Here is a 20,983-nt window from a genome sequence, read left to right on the forward strand (position 1 = left end):
TTTTATTATTTTTCAATTGAATGATTATTGTTCATCACTTGAATTATCTTCATCGCTTCTAATGTCTCTTCAACATCATGAACACGAATAATTTGCGCACCTTTCATTGCCGCGATTGTAGCGCAAGTGATGCTTGCTATCATGCAGTCGGCAGGAGCTTTATCTAAAAGCTTAAAAATCATCGATTTTCTCGACATCCCCGCTAAGATCGGCAACTCAAGTGTATGAAATTTTTCAAGGTGCGCTAATAGGTGGTAATTATGTTCGATGGTTTTACCGAAACCAAAACCAGGATCAAGAATCAGCTGTTCCTTTGAGATACCGACGGCTTTACAAGACTTCACTCTTTCTTGCAAGAATGCTTCGATATCCTTTAAAACATCGTCATAACTTGGATTGGCTTGCATAGTTCTTGGCTGACCTTTCATGTGCATTAAGCAAACAGGTACATTAGCCTCAGCGGCAGCTTCCAAAGCTCCTGGTTCTTGCAAAGCGCGCACATCATTGATCAAGTCAGCTCCAGCTTCAACCGCTTGGCGCATCACTTCCGCTTTACTGGTATCAATAGAAATCCAAACATCAAACTTAGCTCGAATCGCTTTAATAACAGGGATAACACGAGCGAGTTCTTCCTCTAAGGAAACGTTAGGAGCTCCTGGGCGAGTCGATTCTCCACCAATATCAATAATACTTACACCAGCTTCAATCATCTGTTCAGCTTGCAGTAAAGCATTATCTAATGAATTGAATTTTCCGCCATCAGAAAAGGAATCAGGGGTAACATTTAAAATCCCCATGACATGTGTTCGGTCAAGAACAAGAGTTTTATTGTTAGATTTTAATTTCATCGGAACTATCTTCAACAAATGTAATAGTTATTTTACGCAATAAATATACTCGAGCTATAAACAGAAAAACCCTGAGTCTCCTCAGGGTTTTTGTTTATAACTTAAAGATTAAGAGTCTTTGTTTTGGGCATCATCTGATTCAGACTTAGCTTCTTCAACTTTAGGCTCTTCAGCTTTTGGTTCAGTTTTAGCTTGCTCTTCTGATTTGGCTTCAGTTTTAGCTTCTTCCTTTGCAGGTTCTGCTTTTTCCTGATCACCCCAACCAGCTGGCTCACGAATGTCAGTTTTACGCTCCATGAGATCATCAATCTGACCTGCATCGATCGTTTCATACTTCATAAGTGCATCTTTCATCGAATGCATCAAATCCATATTATCTTCTAGGATTTGCTTAGCACGAGCGTAGTTGCGGTCGATAAGGATACGAATTTCTTCATCGATCAGTCGAGTTGTATCGTCAGAAACATGTTTAGCTTGGCTCATGCCGCGACCTAGGAAAACTTCACCTTCTTCTTCAGCATAAAGAAGAGGGCCTAGTTTTTCAGAGAAACCCCATTGCGTAACCATCTTGCGAGCAATATCTGTTGCACGTTCGATATCGTTAGATGCACCAGTTGAAACATTGTCCTTACCGTAGATAAGTTCTTCAGCTAGACGACCACCGTACAAGCTAGAAATCATTGACTCTAGATGTTGGCGAGACATGCTTACGCGGTCTTGCTCTGGTAGGTACATAGTCACACCAAGTGCGCGACCACGTGGGATGATTGATACCTTGTACACAGGATCGTGTTCAGGTACCAAACGACCAACAATAGCGTGACCCGCTTCGTGATAAGCCGTTGATTCTTTCACTTCTTCAGACATAACCATTGAACGGCGCTCTGCACCCATCATGATCTTATCTTTCGCAAGTTCAAACTCAACCATAGATACATTGCGTTTATTTCCGCGAGCAGCGAATAGAGCCGCTTCGTTAACAAGGTTCGCAAGATCTGCACCAGAGAAACCTGGAGTACCACGAGCAATCAGAGATGGTTCAACATCGCCTGACAGTGGAACTTTACGCATGTGTACTTTAAGAATCTGTTCACGACCGCGTACATCAGGCAGACCAACCACAACTTGACGGTCAAAACGACCTGGACGAAGTAGTGCTGGATCAAGTACGTCTGGACGGTTAGTCGCAGCGATAACGATAATACCTTCGTTACCTTCAAAGCCATCCATCTCAACCAGCATTTGGTTTAGTGTTTGTTCACGTTCATCGTGACCACCACCAACACCAGCGCCACGCTGACGACCTACCGCATCGATTTCATCGATAAAGATAATACAAGGTGCCGCTTTCTTCGCTTGTTCGAACATGTCACGCACACGAGATGCACCAACACCAACAAACATTTCAACGAAGTCAGAACCAGAAATAGTAAAGAACGGTACTTTCGCTTCACCAGCAATCGCTTTTGCAAGCAATGTCTTACCAGTACCAGGAGGACCAACCAACAGGATACCTGTAGGGATCTTACCACCTAGCTTTTGGAAACGACTAGGGTCACGAAGGTAATCAACAAGCTCTTTCACGTCTTCTTTTGCTTCGTCACAACCAGCAACATCAGCAAACATAGTTTTGATTTGTTCTTCGCTCATCATTCGAGCTTTACTCTTACCAAACGACATTGCGCCTTTACCGCCGCCGCCGCCTTGCATTTGACGCATGAAGAAAATCCACACACCAATTAGTAAGATCATAGGGAACCAAGAGATGAAGATAGTGCCAAGCAGGCTCTGTTCTTCTGGTGGTGTGCCCTGGACTCGAACATTTTGATTAATTAAGTCATCAAGTAGCTTTTGATCATAAACAGGCATGTAAGTTACATACTTAGAACCACCACCACGACGGGTAAAGGTAATTTCACTGTTATTGAACTGTGCGTCTTGAATCTGGCCTTGGCCAACTTCCTGTACAAATGTGGTGTAATCTACTGCTCTGCCGTTACTTTCTCCAGGGCCGAAGCTCTGGAATACAGACATAAGCACTACAGCAATAACAAGCCACAGAATTAAATTTTTTGCCATGTCACTCAAGGTGTCAGCCTCTCGATAACTAATTGTAATTAAAGGTAGGGTACTACAGTTTGTAAACTGTAGCCATATTGTTAACGCTCACTTTTGAAAGAGAATCGTTAACCTTTGTAACCAGTGGCTACGATAAAAACTTCACGAGAACGTGCTCGTGATGAATCGGGTTTTCTGACTTTTACTGTTTTGAATATCTCTCGGACATCCTTAACATATTGATCAAACCCTTCGCCTTGGAAAACTTTGACAACAAAACTACCATTGGTAGCTAGAACTTGTCGACACATATCCAATGCTAATTCAACTAAGTACATAGCTCTAGGTTGATCTACAGAGTTGTTACCCGCAATATTTGGTGCCATATCTGACATAACTACATCAACCATATTAGGTTGAATTCGCTCTAATAAAGCATCTAATACTGCTTCTTCACGAAAATCACCTTGAAGAAAGCTAACACCAGCAATTGGGTCCATTGGTAACAAGTCACAGGCAATGATTTGACCACTGTCCCCTATAACCTTAGCACCGTATTGAGACCACCCCCCAGGAGCGGCACCCAAATCAACAACTGTCATACCTGGCGCAAGCAGCTTATCTTTGGACTGAATTTCTTCCATTTTAAAATAAGCACGAGAACGATAGCCTTTTTTTCTAGCTTCATTTGCATACTTGTCGTCGAAGTGTTCCTTCAACCAACGACCAGAACTGGCCGAATGTTTCTGTTTACTCATTAGATACCTAAATCGGTGAATAAATACTGATTGCCCAATACTATGATGAATAAATTATAGTCTTCAGCATTAGATGGCGTTAAAATAGGTTTTTTCAACCCTAATATTAAAGAAAATTGGCCGCGTAATGAACCTAAGTACCAAACAAAAGCAGCATCTAAAGGGCCTAGCTCACAGTTTAAAACCTGTAGTGCTAATGGGCGCAAATGGACTTACTGAAGCTGTTCTAGCGGAAATCGAATTAGCTCTAGACCACCACGAACTGATCAAGATTAAAGTTGCATCAGAAGACCGTGAGACTAAGCAACTGATTATCGATGCAATTGTACGTGAAACTAAAGCAGAGAAAGTACAGACTATCGGTAAAGTTCTAGTACTGTTCCGTCAGTCAGAAGCACGTAAAATCGAGATTCCACGTAAGTAATCTATTATTACCTACATGAGAAACAAAAAAGGTCGCTGTGAGCGACCTTTTTAATATCAACAATAAAATAATCAGCTTAGATATATTCTACTTTATCAATTTCGAAATCTTTCTCGCCGCCTGGGGTAGAAATAAGCACTTCGTCGCCTTCCATCTTACCAATAAGACCACGAGCAATTGGAGACTTAACAGAGATACGACCTGTTTTAATATCCGCTTCATCTTCTGAAACAATTTGGTATTTCACTTCTTCGTCAGTATCTACATCAATTAGTGTCACTGTCGTACCAAAAATGATTTTCCCAGTATTTTCCATTTGAGTAACATCAATAATTTGAGCTAAAGAAAGCTTATATTCGATATCACGGATCTGTGCTTCACAGATGCCTTGCTCTTCACGAGCAGCATGATATTCAGCATTTTCTTTTAAATCACCGAGTTCACGAGCTTCACCAATCGCTGCTGAGATAACAGGGCGTAGCTTTAATAGGCGATCTAATTCGTCACGTAGCTGCTGAGCGCCACGTACTGTCATTGGAACCTTTTCCATTTCTTACCTCTATGCCAAAGTTTTCTTTGGACAAAATAAACCTACCCAACCTTAGTGATTAGGTAATAGAAACAAACTCATTTTGATAGTGTAAACAAACTTGATATCTAAATCACGTTTATTCCACTTTGTATTCAAAAAGCGTAATCGAGCTCATATTTGCCTACTTCTCAAAACTAGAATTTCAGTCTCATCTTTAAAACTAACAAAAGAAAAATATAAAAAAACAAAAAAAAATAAAAATAAATTACACTGCACGAAAAATCAAAAACAATAAAAATCAATAACTTAAATAAAAACAACCACAATAAAACAGTGTTCATAATTTCAATTTATATTGTTTTACTAACTCAACAGGGAACTTTAAGGTAAAAAGTAACCCACGGATTGCACTGGCAAGTTTCTCGCTTAATGTTATAAGCCTGATTATGAAGCTTGATTTATACAGGCAATACAAAAAGGATACATATCCTTGATAAAACTATTTATGGACAGTAATTAGGAATTAATAACATGAACAAAACAATTATCGCTCTAGCAGTATCTGCTGCTGCTCTTACTACTGGTGCAAATGCTGCTGAACTTTACAACCAAGATGGTACTTCTCTAGAAATGGGCGGTCGTGCTGAAGCTCGTCTATCTATGAAAGATGGCAAAGCATCTGATAACTCTCGTATCCGTCTTAACTTTTTAGGTAAAGTTGAAATCCAAGACGGTCTATACGGCGTTGGTTTCTACGAAGGTGAATTCACTACAGCTGACAACGATGACGGTTCTGATCTAGATAACCGTTACACTTACGCTGGTCTTGGCGGTAAATTTGGTGAAGTAACTTACGGTAAAAACGATGGCGCACTTGGCGTAATCACTGACTTCACAGATATCATGGCTTACCACGGTAACTCTGCTGCAGATAAACTAGCGGCAGCTGACCGTACAGACAACATGCTTTCTTACAAAGGTCAATTCCAAGATCTAAGCGTAAAAGCAAGCTACCGTTTTGCTGACCGTTATGAGAACACAGCAGAAACTGAATATGTAGATAACGGCGAAGACGGTTACTCTCTATCTGGTATCTACGCTATCGGCGAAACTGGCGTTAAACTAGGTGCAGGCTTCGCAGACCAAGCTGAAGAAAACGAATACATGCTTTCTGGTTCTTACACAATGGGCGACCTATACTTCGCTGGTGTATTTACTGACGGTGAAAAAGCGAAGAACAACGGCGACTACACTGGTTACGAGCTAGCAGCTGCGTACACTATGGGCCAAACTGTATTCTCTTCTACATACAACAATGCTGAAACTAACGGCGACACATCTGCTGATAACCTAGCAGTTGACGCAACTTACTTCTTCAAGCCTAACTTCCGTGGCTACGTATCGTACAACTTCAACCTTATCTCAAAAGGTGACACGTACGGTTCTGTTGGCGGCGCAAACACTGGCGCAACGTCAATCCAAGCTGAAGACGAACTAGCTCTTGGTCTACGTTACGACTTCTAATTCTAGTTAGCTAATTGATTAATTAGTTAATTGAGAATCAAAACGCCCGCTCTCTAGCGGGCGTTTTTTATATCTGTATACTGAAAACTCTAACCACAACTTTTATCTGACTATGCGAATTCTTACAGCTCTAATTTTTTTTAGTTTTTCCTTTTCAGTCTTTGCATATACTCCTCTGAATTATCTACCAAAAGGAAGTGTCTCAAGCTTGATCGTAGAGTCACTAAATTCAAATGAAGAGTTCATTTCACTCAATAGTGATCGGTTTTACCCTCCAGCAAGCACCCTTAAGCTCGTCACTGCTCTCGCCGCTAAATTAGAGTTAGGGAATGACTTCCACTACTCAACCTCTTTATATAAAAGCGGCAGTGATGTTGTGATTTCTTTCTCTGGAGATCCAACTTTAAAGCGAGAACATTTAAAGCAATTACTGCGTGATTATAAAAAAAAGTATGGCAATCAAATAGACGGAAACATTTTTCTAGATAACTCCGCTTTTACAGGCTATGACCGAGCAGTTGGCTGGCCTTGGGATATTTTAGGTGTGTGTTACAGCGCTCCAGCATCGGCTATTACGCTTGATGAAAATTGCGCTCAAGCATCAATATATACTCAAGATGATGGACATACCCGTGTTTACATTCCGGCTCACTACCCAATCACTGTAAACACTGAAACATCAACAGTCTCCCGCTCAGGGCAAAAAGCAACACAATGCAGCTTAGAATTAACAACGACACCTAATAATGAATACCAACTGTCTGGCTGCTTAATAGAGAGAAAGAAACCTCTCCCTCTTAAGTTTGCTATACAAAACCCCGAGTTGTACGTGCAAAATGTAACCTCCGATCTAGTCTCTGAACTTAAAATGGATATAAAAGGGCAAATCACAGTTAAGCCTACTAGCTCATCCAAGATGACATTAGTATCAAAGCACAGGTCACCTTCGCTTCCCTCGCTTCTTAATACTATGTTGAAAGAGTCTGACAACTTAATTGCAGATAATCTAACGAAGACGTTAGGCGCTACTTTTTTTGTCCAAGCAGGTAGTTTTAATAATGGTACTGAGGCAATCAAACAAATTTTATTAAGTAAGGCTGGAATTGATCTTCAAAGTGCAAAGCTAACCGATGGCTCGGGGTTATCTCGTAACAATAGAATGACAGCAGAAAGTATGACCCAAGTCCTGCACTATATTTGGGAAAACGAAAAAGAGCTGAATTTACTTCAGTCTATGCCTAAGTCAGGGCTAAGCGGTACACTTCGTTATCGAAAGAGTATGAGAAAGGCACCAATAGAAGGCAACATCATTGCAAAAAGTGGCTCTTTATACGGGAGTTATAATATGGCAGGCTTTGGTTTAGACAAAGCAGGTCAACCTAACAGTGTTTTTGTTCAATTTGTGAGAGATTACTACCCTGTAAAAAATAATACTGATACGCCTGTCATTGCTCCAATTACTCAATTTGAAAAAGCATTTTACAAAGATGTCATCAAATTCAGTCAACAATAATCATTGAATAGGGAGCAACCACCTAAGTTCGCTCCCTATATCTAATATCTGCACACTAAGCTCTAAGCTCTAAGCTCTAAGCTCTAAGCTCTAAGCTCTAAGAAGTGTTGTAACCTACCCCGTATTGATTCAAGCTATTTCAAGAAAAGTATTTACTACAGTAAAGTAGATCCACATCCCTGAGATATCCACAATTGAAGCAAGTACAGGACTCACTAACACGGCAGGATCAAGCTTGAATAGTCGTGCAACTATCGGTAACCCACCACCAAGCACCGTTGATATCGTAACTTGAATAAACAGAGCGACAGCAATGGCTAAAGCAATCATGTTGATGTCATAGCCGCCTGTTGATTGGCTTTCACTAAACATCAAAATACGCCCTATCATCACCACCGAAATCGCAAGTGCTAAACAAATCGCGACTCTAAACTCTTTCCATAGAACATTAGCCCATTGTCGCTTCTTCAACTCACCAGTGGCTAAAGCTCTGATGACCAAAGTCGCGGCTTGCGTTCCCGTATTACCACCAGCAGCAGCGATCACTGGCATGTAGATAGCCAAAAGTACTAACTGGCTGAGAATATCTTCATATTGAGCAATGATAAGCCCGGATACGATCCCAAGTAGTGCTAACGCTATAATCCAGCCGATACGCTGCCTAACATGGCTCATCACCCCTGTAGAAAGGTAGCCCTGCTGAGGTTCAACCTCTGAGTAAATCAGCCCTAATTGGTGAGCTAGATGTCGAGAGCGCTTCTCAAAGCCCTGCTCTTCTAACTCACTAAGTAAAGTCTGAATCGTACTAAGAGAGCATTGCCCAAGTACTAGCACCGCATCTTCAAGCGGCATTCGGTTCAAAAGGTTAACTTGTTGCTCACGTCCGTACTGTTGAAATGCATTCGATACAGCTTGGATGTCTTGCTCTGAGTACAGAGCTTCAATAGATAAAAAAGTATTGTTCATTACCGTCATGGCGAATCTCCCGATTGGCAAAGGTAACGACCATCAAAACAAATAGCTTATAGCTAGTAGACAAAAGCATATAACGAGCATACCAAGAGCGTATAACTAGGCGCACCAAGAGCTGAAAACTACTCGTGGTGTCTACTTGTTAGAATCTAGTGTGTGGAAAAGAATGAAGGGTGAAAACAAAGATACCCTACCTGAACGGCAGGACAATAGATCAATACCGAGACAGGTTATTCTTCTCCATTCAAACTAGGAGGATGGTCGGTATTGTTCATAAAAATCTCCAGAATTACTGTCTATTTGACAGCGCGCACAGTGTAGCAATACTCATTTAAAAACTTCGTCAACTTTCGGTCAATAATCTTTTAGGCAATAAAAAAGGCATCCGTAGATGCCTTTTCGTTAAAAACACTTAAATTGAATATTACTTGATAGTAATACGAGCAAACTTGCGCTTACCTACTTGGTAAACCGCCGTACCCGCTTCAGGTACAAATCTGCTGTCTTCAATTTTCTCGCCTTCTAGCTTAGCCGCGCCTTGCTTGATCATACGCATCGCATCAGAAGTAGAGTTTACAAGACCTGCTTCTTTTAGAACGTTAGCGATTGGTAGACCTGCTTCGAATTCGAATTCAGGCATTTCATCTGGCACTTGGTTCTTAGCAAAACGGTTAACAAACTCTTGCTCAGCCGCTTCAGCATCGGCTTCACTGTGGAAACGAGCGATGATCTCTTTAGCCAGTAGAACTTTAACGTCACGAGGGTTTTTGCCCGCTTCAACGCCAGCTTTCAGTTCCGCTACTTCTTCGAGAGGACGGAAAGACAGCAGCTCGTAGTAGCTCCACATTAGATCGTCAGAGATAGACATGATCTTACCAAACATCTCACTTGGAGCTTCGCTAATACCGATGTAGTTGTGCGCAGACTTAGACATCTTCTTAACACCGTCTAGACCAACAAGTAATGGCATCATCAGTACCGCTTGTGGTTTTTGACCGGCAGCTTTTTGCAGTTCACGACCCATTAAAAGGTTAAACTTCTGGTCAGTACCGCCAAGCTCAACGTCGCTCTCTAGTGCAACAGAGTCGTGACCTTGTAGAAGTGGGTACATAAATTCGTGAATTGCGATCGGTTGACCACCAGCGTAACGCTTTTTAAAGTCATCACGCTCAAGCATACGAGCAACAGTTTGGTTAGATGCAAGACGAATCATGCCTTCAGCACCAAGTTCAGATAGCCATTCAGAGTTGAAACGAATTTGCGTTTTCGCTGGGTCTAGAATCTTGAATACTTGCTCTTTGTAAGTTTCAGCATTTTTCAATACGTCTTCACGGCTTAGTGGTGGACGAGTTGAATTCTTACCTGATGGGTCACCAACCATTGCAGTGAAATCACCAATAAGGAATGTCACTTCATGACCTAGCTCTTGAAACGCACGTAATTTGTTAAAGATTACGGTGTGACCAAGGTGGATATCTGGTGCTGTCGGATCGGCACCCAACTTAATGCGTAAAGGACGACCTTCTTTTAACTTAGCTATCAGTTCGTCTTCTGGAATCAGTTCTTCTACGCCACGTTTGATCTCGGCTAATGCTGCTTCAATACTCGCCATTCTTGTTCACTCCCACAGATTTGGCAAAAATATAATAGTTCGACATCTTACTTGAATAGCGATGTATTTTGAAACCAGTTACACTATTCTGTCGCCTATTTTCTCAAAATTTACAGAACGAACCGGATCATGTTGTCTATTTTTGCACGCCTTCCTATTTTGCACCGGGCTTTGATCGCATTCTTTAGTGCGATAATTTTCATAGCTTTGTTTTTGTTACCAGACGCCAGTAGCTTAAGAGATTCTGAGAATCGACTTGAGGTTGGTAAACTCTACCCGTTAACCATAAATGCTGAAGCACTTGCTATAGGTACAGACATAGCCCCAACTGCCGTTCTCAAATGGGAAAAATACACGGTTCGTTCAGGCGAAAGTACCGCCGTCCTTTTTAAGCGTATTGGATTATCACCACGCTTACTCCATAACTTAGTCAGCAGCGATAAAGACATTAAAGACCAGTTGTCTAACCTTCGCCCTGGAGACGTACTTCAATTCGGTTTTGATGAAAATAACGATCTAATTCAACTGAAGCGCCAGCTCAATGCTTTTGAGACCTTTCGCATTACCGCGTCAGGTGATCAGTTCACATCTAAACTGGATAAAAAGGAAGTCAATTACCAATACAATTATGCCCAAGCCAACATCACTTCTAACTTTTGGAATGCTGGCATCAATGCTGGTTTAACAGCCAACCAAATCATGGAGCTTGCGGGAATATTTGGCTGGGATATTGATTTTGCTTTAGATATTCGAAAAAACGACAGTTTTAAAATCCTATACCAAGAAAAGGTAGTGGAAGGAGAGGTCGTTGGGCGCGGGAAAATTATGGCGGCTATATTCAGTAACCAAGGTGATACATTTACTGCTGTTTTAGATGATAAGAGCGGTAACTATTACGATGAAAAAGGCCGAGCTATGAAGAAGGCTTTCTTACGCTCTCCTGTTGATTTCAGACGTGTAACATCAAACTTCAACCCTAACCGAAAACACCCAGTTACGGGTAAAATAAGAGCCCACAGAGGTACGGATTACGCGGCACCGGTTGGTACACCAATTTGGGCAGCAGGCGATGGTATTGTTCAAAAATCGAGTTACAACCAATTTAATGGTAACTACGTTTTCATACGCCACAGCAACACCTACATAACGAAGTACCTGCACTTGAAAAAGCGCTCTGTCAAAACAGGTCAGCGAGTAAAACAAGGGCAAACCATTGGTACTTTAGGAGGAACAGGTCGAGTCACGGGTCCTCACCTACATTACGAATTCTTAGTCAATGGGGTTCACAAAAATGCTCGAACGGTGAAGTTACCCCAATCAAAATCACTCAAAGGCAAAACAAAGAACACTTTTATTGCTAACTCTAAGATTCGATTAGATAAATTAGAACGTTACGGGCAACTACTCGCAACAAAGTAATCACTAACTAGTAGCCCCTAACGATTCTAAGCTGAGTAATAAAAATGAAAGTCTAAAATAAAAATAGCGCCGAAATCAGGCGCTATTTTTTATTTTACTGCTCACTTATTTTGAAGGTAGCGGCTCTTAATAGTAAGTGCTTTGATAATAACTACTATTGATAGTAATGGCTGACTGATTAAAACCAATTAATCCGATTGAACCTCTTCCTTCTTAGTTCGACCTAACATCAATAAGCAAGGTGTTAAGACTAACGTCAGCACAGTTGCAAATGCTAAACCACCAGCAATAGCAGTGGCGAGTTGTGACCACCACTGCGTACTCGGTGCTCCAAACTCAATTTTTTGATTAATTAAATCGATATTCATTTCTAAAACCATAGGCAACAAGCCTAAGATGGTTGTCACAGTGGTCAGCATTACAGGTCTTAAACGCTGGACACCAGTTCTTAAAATGGCATCTCGCTTATCTAGACCCCGCTTAATCAACTGATTATAAGTATCGATGAGTACAATGTTGTTGTTCACCACAATCCCAGCTAATGCAATCACGCCAATCCCAGACATCACGATACCAAATGGTCTTTGGAATATAAGCAAACCAACAAAAACACCAACTGTAGAAAACAAGACAGCACTCAAGATTAGAAACGCTTGATAGAAACTATTGAACTGAGTAATAAGGATTAACGCCATTACCGCTAGTGCAACCAAAAAGGCACTCTGTAAAAAGGCTGAAGAATTCTCTTGTTCTTCATTCTGACCACGAATACGAAAATCAACGCCGCTAGGGAGCCCTAATTCATTCAATGCTTGCTCTATTTTTGGTAATTCTAACGCTAAATTAAACCCTTCCTCCATATCCGCCATAATGTTTACGACTCGTTTACCATCGAGCCTCTTAATCGTATCTTGTTTATGGTCAGGGATAATTTGAGCAAAATTTGTAATAGGCACTAAACCTGCTGGCGTCTTCACTCTTAGTTGATCAAAACGACCGATATCTCGCTTATCATTTGGATAGCGTACAAGGATATCGACTTCTTCTGAGGAATCATCCGGTAAATAGTCACCAATTTTCAACCCATTAGTCACAAACTGAACGGTATTACCGACTAAGGTGGCATCCGCAGAGAAACGAGCCGCGTCATCTCTTCGAATATCAACTTTCCAATCGATCCCTTCTTTGCTTGAAGTATCACTGATGTTTTTAAGAACAGAGTTACCATCTGCCCAAGCTCTCACCACTTTTGCAGCTTGATTTAACTCTTCAGGGGTACGAGCGGACAACTCAATAACCAGATCATTTTCAACAGGTGGTCCCGCATCTGGAAACTTGTATTCAATTTCGACACCAGCATAGAGATCGGTTTGTAGCTTTAACTCTTCAATGATCTCTTTTACGCTTCGGCGGTATTGCCAATCGACAGGGGTTATTGAGATCAAACCGATTTGGTCATCCCCTCCCGTTCGAGTATATACACTTTCAAACTCATCATGATTCAGCATAGTTTGCTCAATATCACGCATGATAGTGTCTTTTTCTTGAATTGAGAGATCGCCATGAGAACGCACTTTGACGTTAAAGAATGGCGGGTCTACTTCAGGAAAAAATTCAGCGCCAAGCCCGGCTTTAGAATAAGTAAAGCCGACCGCCACAGATAATATGATTGCGCTACAAAGAATCTTGAATGGATGTTTGATGGCTATCGATAGCGTATGGTAATACGCTTTAGTTAACCCCTTCGCTTGTGAAAAGTCACCGTTATGTAAGACAACCATTCGAGCTTGGTTAGCTGACGACACATATTGCGGCTTTCCAATTAAACCGCCTAATACTGGCACAAATAAAAGCGCCATAATGAGTGATGCACTTAATGTAGCAATTAACGTTAATGGCAAATACTTCATGAATTCGCCAGTTACATCCGGCCAAAATAGCAGAGGAGCAAAGGCTGCAAGTGTTGTCGCTGTAGATGCAGTAATCGGCCATGCCATACGCTTAGCCGCATCCCGGTAAGCTTCTTTTCTACTTTCCCCTTCTTGCATTCGCCTATCTGCAAATTCGGTGACAACAATAGCGCCATCCACGAGCATGCCAACCGCCATGATCAGTGAGAACAATACGACGATATTCACTGTTAAGCCGAAAACTGAAAGCACTAATAAGCCAGTAAGAAATGACCCAGGAATCGAGATGCCAACTAACAATGCCGTTCTAACCCCTAAAATGGCGATAATAACGATCACAACCAGGATAATTGCTGACAAAATATTATTCTGAAGATCATTAAGCATGATCTTCACATCTTTAGATTCATCCCATGTGTATTTAACGAGTAAATTATTCGGCCATTCTGCTCGTTGCTGAGCACCAGCCATTACAGCTTTTACGAGTGCAACTGTCTCTATGATATTTTCCCCGGCGCGTTTCTTTATATCTAAAACGACAGCCGATTTCCCATCTAAACGAGCAAAACTTTCAGGATCGCGAAAGGCGCGGCGAACCGTGGCAACATCTCCAAAAGTTACGACTTGTTTGCCATCAACTTTGATAGGTAGTTCAAGTACATCTTTTAAAGAATTGAAAACAGAAGGCACTTTTACTGAAAATCGTCCATAGCCAGTATCGACAAAGCCAGCCGCTACTACTCGGTTATTCAAGGCGATAAGGTTATAAATATCCGCCTGATCTAGGCTATAACTTTCCATGAGTAAAGGGTCGACAATAATCTCAACAATATCGTCCCTGTCGCCTGCTATATCTACCTCTAGTATTTGCCTATAACTTTCTAATTTATCGCCTAGCTCTCGGGCAATCTGAACAATTGTCCGCTCTGGCACTGTGCCATATAAAACGACAGAAAGTACTGGTTGCTCAGAGGCTAAGGTCACTTCATTTACGGTAGGTTCGTCGCTATCTTCCGGCAGTTTAGGTTTTGCAAGATCAACCGCATCACGAACATCTGCCATTGCTTTTGTAAGATCGACACCGACATTAAATTCCAACACAACAGAAGCATGGCCTTCAGCCGCTGTTGCTGTCATTTCCTTCACACCTTCTATTGATCTTAGCTCTTGCTCAATAGGTCTTACGAGTAAACGTTCCGCATCGGCTGGTGAGATCCCTTGGTGTCCAACAGAGACGTAAATAATGGGGATCGTAATATCAGGGCTGGATTCTTTAGGTATGGCTATATATGTACCCACACCCGCGATCAGAATAAGTGCTAATAAAGACAACATTGTTCTTGCACGAGACAACGCCGCATCAATAATTGAATACATTCGTTATCCCTCTAATTATCTGTCATCGTTAACTGTTCAGGTTCGGGAGTCAATTGCTGCTCCACAGCAACTACAGAGTCACCATCACGCACAAAGCCTTGCCCAACAGTAATAATATCAACCTGTTGACCCAACCCTGTAAGCCAAACACCATCTTGCTCAGCTTTAACAAGTTGAATCTCAACAAACTTAACAATAGGTTTATCTTCTTTCAAAACTAATGTCTTAACACCTAAATTCCCTGCTTCATCTAATGCAAGCATCGCTGGGGTTATTTTTATGGCATCTTGACTTTCAAGGCTGAGAGTCACTTCCGCGCTAACCCCAGCAGGTAAAAAACCTTGTGCGTTGGCGATCTCAATTTCGATTGGAAAAGTATTGGTTGAAGTCGATGAAATACGAGAAATATAACGTAAGCTACCTTCTACCTCATTTCTACCTAGCAAGCGTACAGAAGCTGATTGATCGACCTGAAGATGCTGTATATGACGCTCACTAACATCCGCTTCAATCACCAAAGGGTCAAGGTCGATAACACCTGCGACTGGGTCACCAACCCCAACAAAATCTCCTAATTCAACCAGTAACTCTTGAACCACACCTGAAAATGGTGAGGTGATTTTCGTATTCTTTAGAGCCAGTTCAGCATTACTTTTCATCGCTTTTGCTTCTGTTAATGAAGCCTCTGCCGTGGTGTAAGCAATTTCACCCTGCAGCCCTCTCTTCTTAAGTGATTGAGCCGCTTTAAATTCTTTTTGTTTCAATCTATATAAAGCTGACGCCCGTTCAAGTTGAATTTCGAGATCGCCTTTATCTATCTGCGCGATGGCCTGTCCGGCTTTTACTTTATCGCCTTTTTTAACATTTAATTTGACGATTTTACCTGCGATTTCCGCACCTAATCGTGCATGCCGATCAGGTGCTGTACGACCATAAAGCTCAATGGTTTTGTAAGTAGGTGAAGACATAAAGGTCTGAAAAGATACTTTCGCCAGCGGAATTTCAATTGATTTGTTTGGTAATGCTTCTTCTGCATGACCAGCACCTAATCCCAGCCAAATGGATAGCAACACCACGAGAACTAAGGAAACTAACCATGGCTGCTTAAATTGGTGGGGAATAAATGTTCGAGAAAACTCAGAGGGCATAACAAATCCTTTTCTGCTTGGAGCGTGCGATGAGGGCAAACGAATAAAGATAAACGCAACCAGGTGCAACTTCCTGATACACAAAGGTAACATTAACAGACCAAGGTTTATCAAAGTTGAGATGTTATCTACAGTTTAATAAATATGGCGTTTACTAAACACAAACAAAATTAATGAAAATACCCGTTAAAATCCATTCTAATGGAATAACAAAGGTTTAATCTTAAAACCAATGTTGCAGGTAGAAAGGCTAGAGTGAAGGAAATCAAGAAATCACAATTAATAGACAATAAAAAACGCCGAACAAAAGTTCGGCGTTAGGGATATTTGGGGTACTACTTTATCGTTGGTGTTACTGCGAAAAGCTACACGCTAAATGAAGCACCACAACCGCATGTCGTCGTAGCATTCGGGTTGTTAACAAAAAAGCGAGCGCCTTCTAGACCCTCTGTGTAATCAACCATACCACCCATTAAGTATTGCAAGCTCATTGGATCAACAACCAATGTTACGCCACTATTCAAAATGGTTGTATCGCCATCGTTAACTTTCTCATCAAAAGTAAAACCATATTGGAAACCACTACAACCACCACCCGTAATATATACACGTAGTTTTAGATCTGGATTTTCTTCTTCTGCGATCAGCGTTTGTACGCGATTTGCTGCTGCATCAGAAAAAGATAAAGGAATATTTGCTTCGCTCACGACAACCTCTCTCATTCGTGTCAAAAACAACCTGATACAAATCTAGTTCGAGATCATAGTTGCTGAATATTTTTATAATACACAGTGATTATCTAATACCTGACTGAAACGTTCAAGTATTCACCATAGGATATGTCCGTTTAAGCTTTTAAAGGCAATTTAATTTCTTTAATAAGACGCGTAACACCTCAAATAAGGCAGTTTCAAGTGATTATATTAGCGAAAACATTTCTAGTTAGATAATGGATAGGTACAATGCGAGCCAATTGGTCCGACAATCAAAAGAGGATATATCAATGACCAAATCAGCAGAGTTGTATCAAAAAGCACAGCAAACCATTCCCGGTGGCGTTAATTCACCAGTTCGTGCATTTAACGGTGTTGGCGGTTCTCCTATTTTCGTTGAACGTGCAGATGGCCCACTTATTTTTGATGCTGATGGTAAAGCGTACATTGATTACGTTGGATCTTGGGGACCTATGATTCTAGGTCACAACCACGGTGTGATTCGTGAAGCTGTTATTGATGCTGCGCAGCGTGGTTTAAGTTTTGGTGCTCCAACTGAAACTGAAATTAATATGGCTGAATTAGTATCTGAGATGGTTCCTTCAATGGAGCAGCTCCGTATGGTGAGCTCTGGTACTGAAGCGACAATGAGCGCTATTCGTCTAGCTCGTGGGTTCACTGGTCGCGATAAAATTCTTAAGTTTGAAGGTTGCTACCACGGTCACGCTGACAGCCTGCTAGTAAAAGCTGGTTCAGGTGCACTAACACTTGGTCAACCAAGTTCACCTGGCGTTCCAGCAGACTTTGCAAAACTAACACTGACAGCAACATTCAATAACCTGGATTCTGTTCGTGAGCTTTTTGCAGCTAATAAAGGCGAAATTGCATGCATTATCGTAGAACCTGTTGCTGGTAACATGAACTGTATTCCACCAGTAGAAGGCTTCCACGAAGGTCTACGTGAAATTTGTGATCAAGAAGGCGCGCTACTTATTTTTGATGAAGTAATGACTGGTTTCCGCGTAGCAGAAGGCGGAGCTCAAGCTTACTACAACATCAAGCCTGACTTAACCTGTCTTGGTAAAGTTATCGGCGGCGGAATGCCTGTTGGTGCTTTTGGTGGTCGTAAAGATGTGATGCAGTACATCGCACCAACAGGACCTGTATATCAAGCTGGTACACTTTCAGGTAACCCTGTAGCAATGGCTGCTGGCTATGCATCATTAAAACTTCTTCGTGAAGAAGGTAATGAAAAGCGCCTTGCTGCAAAAACTAAGCAACTTGCAAATGGCTTCAAAGATCTTGCTGATAAGCATGGTATTCCAATGCTAGTGCACCAAGTTGGCGGTATGTTTGGTTTCTTCTTTACTGACCAAGAAACAGTAACCTGCTATGAAGATGTTACTAAGTGCGATGTTGAACGATTCAAACGCTTCTTCCATCTAATGCTAGACCACGGTGTTTACCTTGCACCTTCAGCATTCGAAGCAAGCTTTACTTCTCTTGCTCATGGCTCTAAAGAAATTGATGCGACATTAGAAGCGGCTGATCGCAGCTTTGCTATCATTGCAGCAGAAGCTAAATAACGTAAATAACGTAAAACTACAAAAAGAGCTGCGATTCCGCGGCTCTTTTTATTGGTACTTTCTTAGAGTAAAGAATACTTATAACATTAGCGATGAACGCTAGCTTTCATATAAGTACTTATCTTTCCCAGAACAGAAAAACAAGTAGCATGATGGTTCCTAAAAACATCCGAAACCAAGGAATCTCTTTACGCGGCTGCTGTTCTTCACTCTCGCACTTCTCATTCTTATTACAACATCCCATAATATAAACTCCTCATTGCTAACCATCTGTTTTACAGCCATTATAAACATAGAACGTTAATCGAGAGACCATCATCGTGTCAGAAAAAATTAAAATCACCTCCAGCCATTGGGTCATTATTGTTGCTCTACTCGCTGCAGCCTATGCCTGCTACTTACTTATTGAACCTTATGTAAATTCAATAATAATGGCATTTATTATTTCTTTACTGATGTTCCCTATACATGAATGGCTTGAAAAGAAACTCCCTAATAAAGCCAATACCGTGTCTTTGCTCTCTTGTATCATACTGACGTTTATTATTGTCATTCCCCTACTTGCCGTATTTGCCGCCATCGTTCAGCAAGGTTCTTTATTCTCCCAAAATACTTATCAATGGGTGACACATGGAGGCATCCAAACTCTATTCGAACACCCTCTCGTAGTTAAAGCCTTAGCATTTATCAATAACTATCTGCCATTTGATAATATTGAGCCTCAAGCTATCGCGCAAAAAGTGGGAGAATTTGCGACAAGCTTCGGCTCTAAGTTAGTTGGAATTAGTGCAAAAATCTTAGGTGACGCAACCAACTTCCTGATGGACTTCTTCTTGATGCTATTCGTTTTATTCTTCTTATTAAGAGACCACGATAAGATCATCAGTGTCGTAAGGCATATTTTACCGCTGTCACGCAGCCAAGAAGACAAATTACTGACAGAGATTGAAGAGGTTTCTAAATCTGCAGTAATGGGCTCGTTCTTAACAGCTATTGCGCAGGGCTTTGCTGGCGGGATAGGTATGTGGATTGCAGGTTTCCCAGGATTATTCTGGGGTACGATGATGGGCTTTGCTTCATTTATCCCAGTCGTTGGCACCGCTTTAATTTGGATCCCAGCCGCAACTTACCTATTCCTCACAGGCGAAACCACCTGGGCTATTTTCCTAACGGTTTATTGCATTGCTATTGTAGGGTCGATTGATAACTTACTTCGCCCACTTCTGATGCAAGGCAGCGCGGGCATGAATACTTTGATGATTTTCTTCTCACTGCTAGGTGGTATCCAGCTATTTGGTTTGATTGGTCTGATTTATGGTCCGCTGATTTTCGCAATCACGATAGTACTCTTTAATATTTATGATGAAGAGTTTAAAGATTTTCTCGATCAACAAGACAACAACTAATGACCTACTGCGCGCTTGTGCTCTAAGCGCAGCCAACAAACATTAAAACTTCAAGCTTAGGGCGGATTATGCGAAAATCCGCCCTCATTTTTTGCTAACCATTCAACAGAGTGCCTTATGTCTGCATATATTGCTCCAAGCCAAATTGCTCAACGCCAACTCGCCTATTTCGAAGGCAAACATGTTCTAGTAGCTGGCGAGTCGGAAGATTTATTTCCGGTTGAACTGGCAAAGCATTGTGAATCTGTATCTGTTTTTACATCAAACTATAGCTATTACCGTCAACTTGATGGGTGCAATTCGATTGAACGTTTCTATGGCACTGAATTGACGCAAGAGACAAAAGCAAATTTAGTATTACTCTACTGGCCAAAAGCTAAAGCTGAAGCTGAATACTTATTAGCGATGATCTTTGCTAAATTAGGCAAAGATACGGAGATCGTCGTCGTCGGTGAAAACCGTTCTGGCGTTAAGAGCATTGAAAAGATGTTTAGCCCCTACGGAAAAGTAGTCAAATATGATTCAGCCCGCCGCTGTTCATTTTACTGGGGACAATGCTTCGAACAACCGGCAAAGTTTGATCTACAAGATTGGTTCAAAACCTACTCTGTAAATATCGACGACCAAAATTTAACAGTAAAAAGTTTACCAGGTGTCTTTAGCCATGGTGAATTTGATGTAGGCAGCCAACTACTATTAGATAGCCTACCTTCGTTAAGTGGGAAAGTGCTCGACTTTGGTTGTGGTGCTGGTGTTTTAGGTGCCGTAATGGTCTCAAGAAACCCTGATATTGAGCTAGAGATGTGTGATATCAGTGCTTTCGCCGTTGCTTCTAGCCAAGCAACCTTAGAAGCTAATGGTCTACAAGGGAAAGTCTTCGCCTCTGATGTCTATTCCGACACCTCTAAAGACTATCGATTTATTATTAGTAACCCACCATTCCATTCAGGTTTAGATACAAGTTATAGCGCGACGGAAACCTTATTAGCAAAAGCTCCTAGTCAATTAAATAAAAAAGGCGAGCTTATAATCGTAGCCAACAGTTTTTTAAAATACACACCAATCATTGAGCGAGCTTTCGGTAAATGTTCGACGCTAAATAAGACGACTAAATTCGCGATATATCACGCTAACAAATAACACATTCTATTTGGTGCAGGGGTTTCCCTGCACTAAACGCTTA

General features: G+C 41.4%; 16 protein-coding genes. 7 read left to right on the forward strand and 9 right to left on the reverse strand.

Annotated elements, in window-relative coordinates; genetic code table 11:
* Positions 1-5: 5 nt before the first annotated feature.
* The 3 genes from folP to rlmE form a co-directional block, all read right to left on the reverse strand.
* Positions 6-848 (reverse strand): dihydropteroate synthase, encoded by an 843-nt coding sequence (folP, locus tag OCU78_RS11480; protein WP_137373437.1) that lies wholly within the window; start codon positions 846-848, stop codon positions 6-8.
* Positions 849-956: 108 nt separating this feature from the next.
* Positions 957-2,927 (reverse strand): ATP-dependent zinc metalloprotease FtsH, encoded by a 1,971-nt coding sequence (ftsH, locus tag OCU78_RS11485; RefSeq protein WP_137373436.1) that lies wholly within the window; start codon positions 2,925-2,927, stop codon positions 957-959.
* Positions 2,928-3,034: 107 nt separating this feature from the next.
* Positions 3,035-3,664, reverse strand: coding sequence for a 23S rRNA (uridine(2552)-2'-O)-methyltransferase RlmE (rlmE, locus tag OCU78_RS11490; protein WP_137373435.1), 630 nt, complete (start codon positions 3,662-3,664; stop codon positions 3,035-3,037).
* Between the two features lie 127 nt (positions 3,665-3,791).
* Here rlmE and yhbY point away from each other — a divergent pair, with 127 nt between their 5' ends.
* On the forward strand, positions 3,792-4,088 hold the full coding sequence (yhbY, locus tag OCU78_RS11495; protein ID WP_004738252.1) for a ribosome assembly RNA-binding protein YhbY: 297 nt from the start codon (positions 3,792-3,794) through the stop codon (positions 4,086-4,088).
* 76 nt (positions 4,089-4,164) lie between these two features.
* Here yhbY and greA read toward each other — a convergent pair whose 3' ends face one another.
* Positions 4,165-4,638, reverse strand: coding sequence for a transcription elongation factor GreA (gene greA / locus OCU78_RS11500; protein ID WP_137373434.1), 474 nt, complete (start codon positions 4,636-4,638; stop codon positions 4,165-4,167).
* A 513-nt stretch (positions 4,639-5,151) separates the two neighbouring features.
* Between greA and OCU78_RS11505 the strand changes: the two genes are divergently transcribed.
* Together OCU78_RS11505 and dacB are read left to right on the forward strand one after the other, a co-directional pair.
* The gene (locus OCU78_RS11505) at positions 5,152-6,144 is read left to right on the forward strand and encodes a porin (protein WP_137373433.1); all 993 of its coding nucleotides are present in this window, start codon (positions 5,152-5,154) and stop codon (positions 6,142-6,144) included.
* Between the two features lie 112 nt (positions 6,145-6,256).
* A complete protein-coding gene (gene dacB, locus OCU78_RS11510) occupies positions 6,257-7,657 on the forward strand; it encodes a serine-type D-Ala-D-Ala carboxypeptidase (RefSeq protein ID WP_137373432.1) in 1,401 nt (466 codons plus the stop codon).
* A gap of 129 nt (positions 7,658-7,786) precedes the next feature.
* Here the strand turns inward: dacB and OCU78_RS11515 are convergent, their stop codons facing one another.
* The gene (locus OCU78_RS11515; protein ID WP_137373431.1) at positions 7,787-8,632 is read right to left on the reverse strand and encodes a magnesium transporter; all 846 of its coding nucleotides are present in this window, start codon (positions 8,630-8,632) and stop codon (positions 7,787-7,789) included.
* A gap of 421 nt (positions 8,633-9,053) precedes the next feature.
* Entirely contained in the window at positions 9,054-10,241 is a 1,188-nt protein-coding gene (tyrS, locus tag OCU78_RS11520) for a tyrosine--tRNA ligase (protein WP_137373430.1), read from the reverse strand.
* Positions 10,242-10,370: 129 nt separating this feature from the next.
* Between tyrS and OCU78_RS11525 the strand changes: the two genes are divergently transcribed.
* The gene (locus OCU78_RS11525) at positions 10,371-11,660 is read left to right on the forward strand and encodes a peptidoglycan DD-metalloendopeptidase family protein (RefSeq protein WP_137373429.1); all 1,290 of its coding nucleotides are present in this window, start codon (positions 10,371-10,373) and stop codon (positions 11,658-11,660) included.
* 188 nt (positions 11,661-11,848) lie between these two features.
* Here the strand turns inward: OCU78_RS11525 and OCU78_RS11530 are convergent, their stop codons facing one another.
* The 3 genes from OCU78_RS11530 to erpA all read right to left on the reverse strand — a co-directional run bounded on the left by OCU78_RS11530 (position 11,849) and on the right by erpA (position 16,802).
* Entirely contained in the window at positions 11,849-14,947 is a 3,099-nt protein-coding gene (locus tag OCU78_RS11530; RefSeq protein WP_137373428.1) for an efflux RND transporter permease subunit, read from the reverse strand.
* 11 nt (positions 14,948-14,958) lie between these two features.
* The gene (locus OCU78_RS11535; RefSeq protein ID WP_137373427.1) at positions 14,959-16,095 is read right to left on the reverse strand and encodes an efflux RND transporter periplasmic adaptor subunit; all 1,137 of its coding nucleotides are present in this window, start codon (positions 16,093-16,095) and stop codon (positions 14,959-14,961) included.
* Between the two features lie 365 nt (positions 16,096-16,460).
* A complete protein-coding gene (erpA, locus tag OCU78_RS11540; protein WP_137373426.1) occupies positions 16,461-16,802 on the reverse strand; it encodes an iron-sulfur cluster insertion protein ErpA in 342 nt (113 codons plus the stop codon).
* Between the two features lie 296 nt (positions 16,803-17,098).
* Between erpA and hemL the strand changes: the two genes are divergently transcribed.
* The 3 genes from hemL (at position 17,099) to rsmC (ending at position 20,940) form a co-directional block, all read left to right on the forward strand.
* On the forward strand, positions 17,099-18,394 hold the full coding sequence (gene hemL / locus OCU78_RS11545) for a glutamate-1-semialdehyde 2,1-aminomutase (protein WP_137373425.1): 1,296 nt from the start codon (positions 17,099-17,101) through the stop codon (positions 18,392-18,394).
* Positions 18,395-18,714: 320 nt separating this feature from the next.
* Positions 18,715-19,800 carry an AI-2E family transporter gene (locus OCU78_RS11550; RefSeq protein WP_137373424.1) on the forward strand — a complete coding sequence of 362 codons (1,086 nt, stop codon included), beginning with the start codon at positions 18,715-18,717 and terminating at the stop codon, positions 19,798-19,800.
* Positions 19,801-19,917: 117 nt separating this feature from the next.
* On the forward strand, positions 19,918-20,940 hold the full coding sequence (rsmC, locus tag OCU78_RS11555; protein WP_137373423.1) for a 16S rRNA (guanine(1207)-N(2))-methyltransferase RsmC: 1,023 nt from the start codon (positions 19,918-19,920) through the stop codon (positions 20,938-20,940).
* Positions 20,941-20,983: the final 43 nt, after the last annotated feature.

The organism is Vibrio gallaecicus, from assembly GCF_024347495.1.
GTDB lineage: Bacteria > Pseudomonadota > Gammaproteobacteria > Enterobacterales > Vibrionaceae > Vibrio > Vibrio gallaecicus.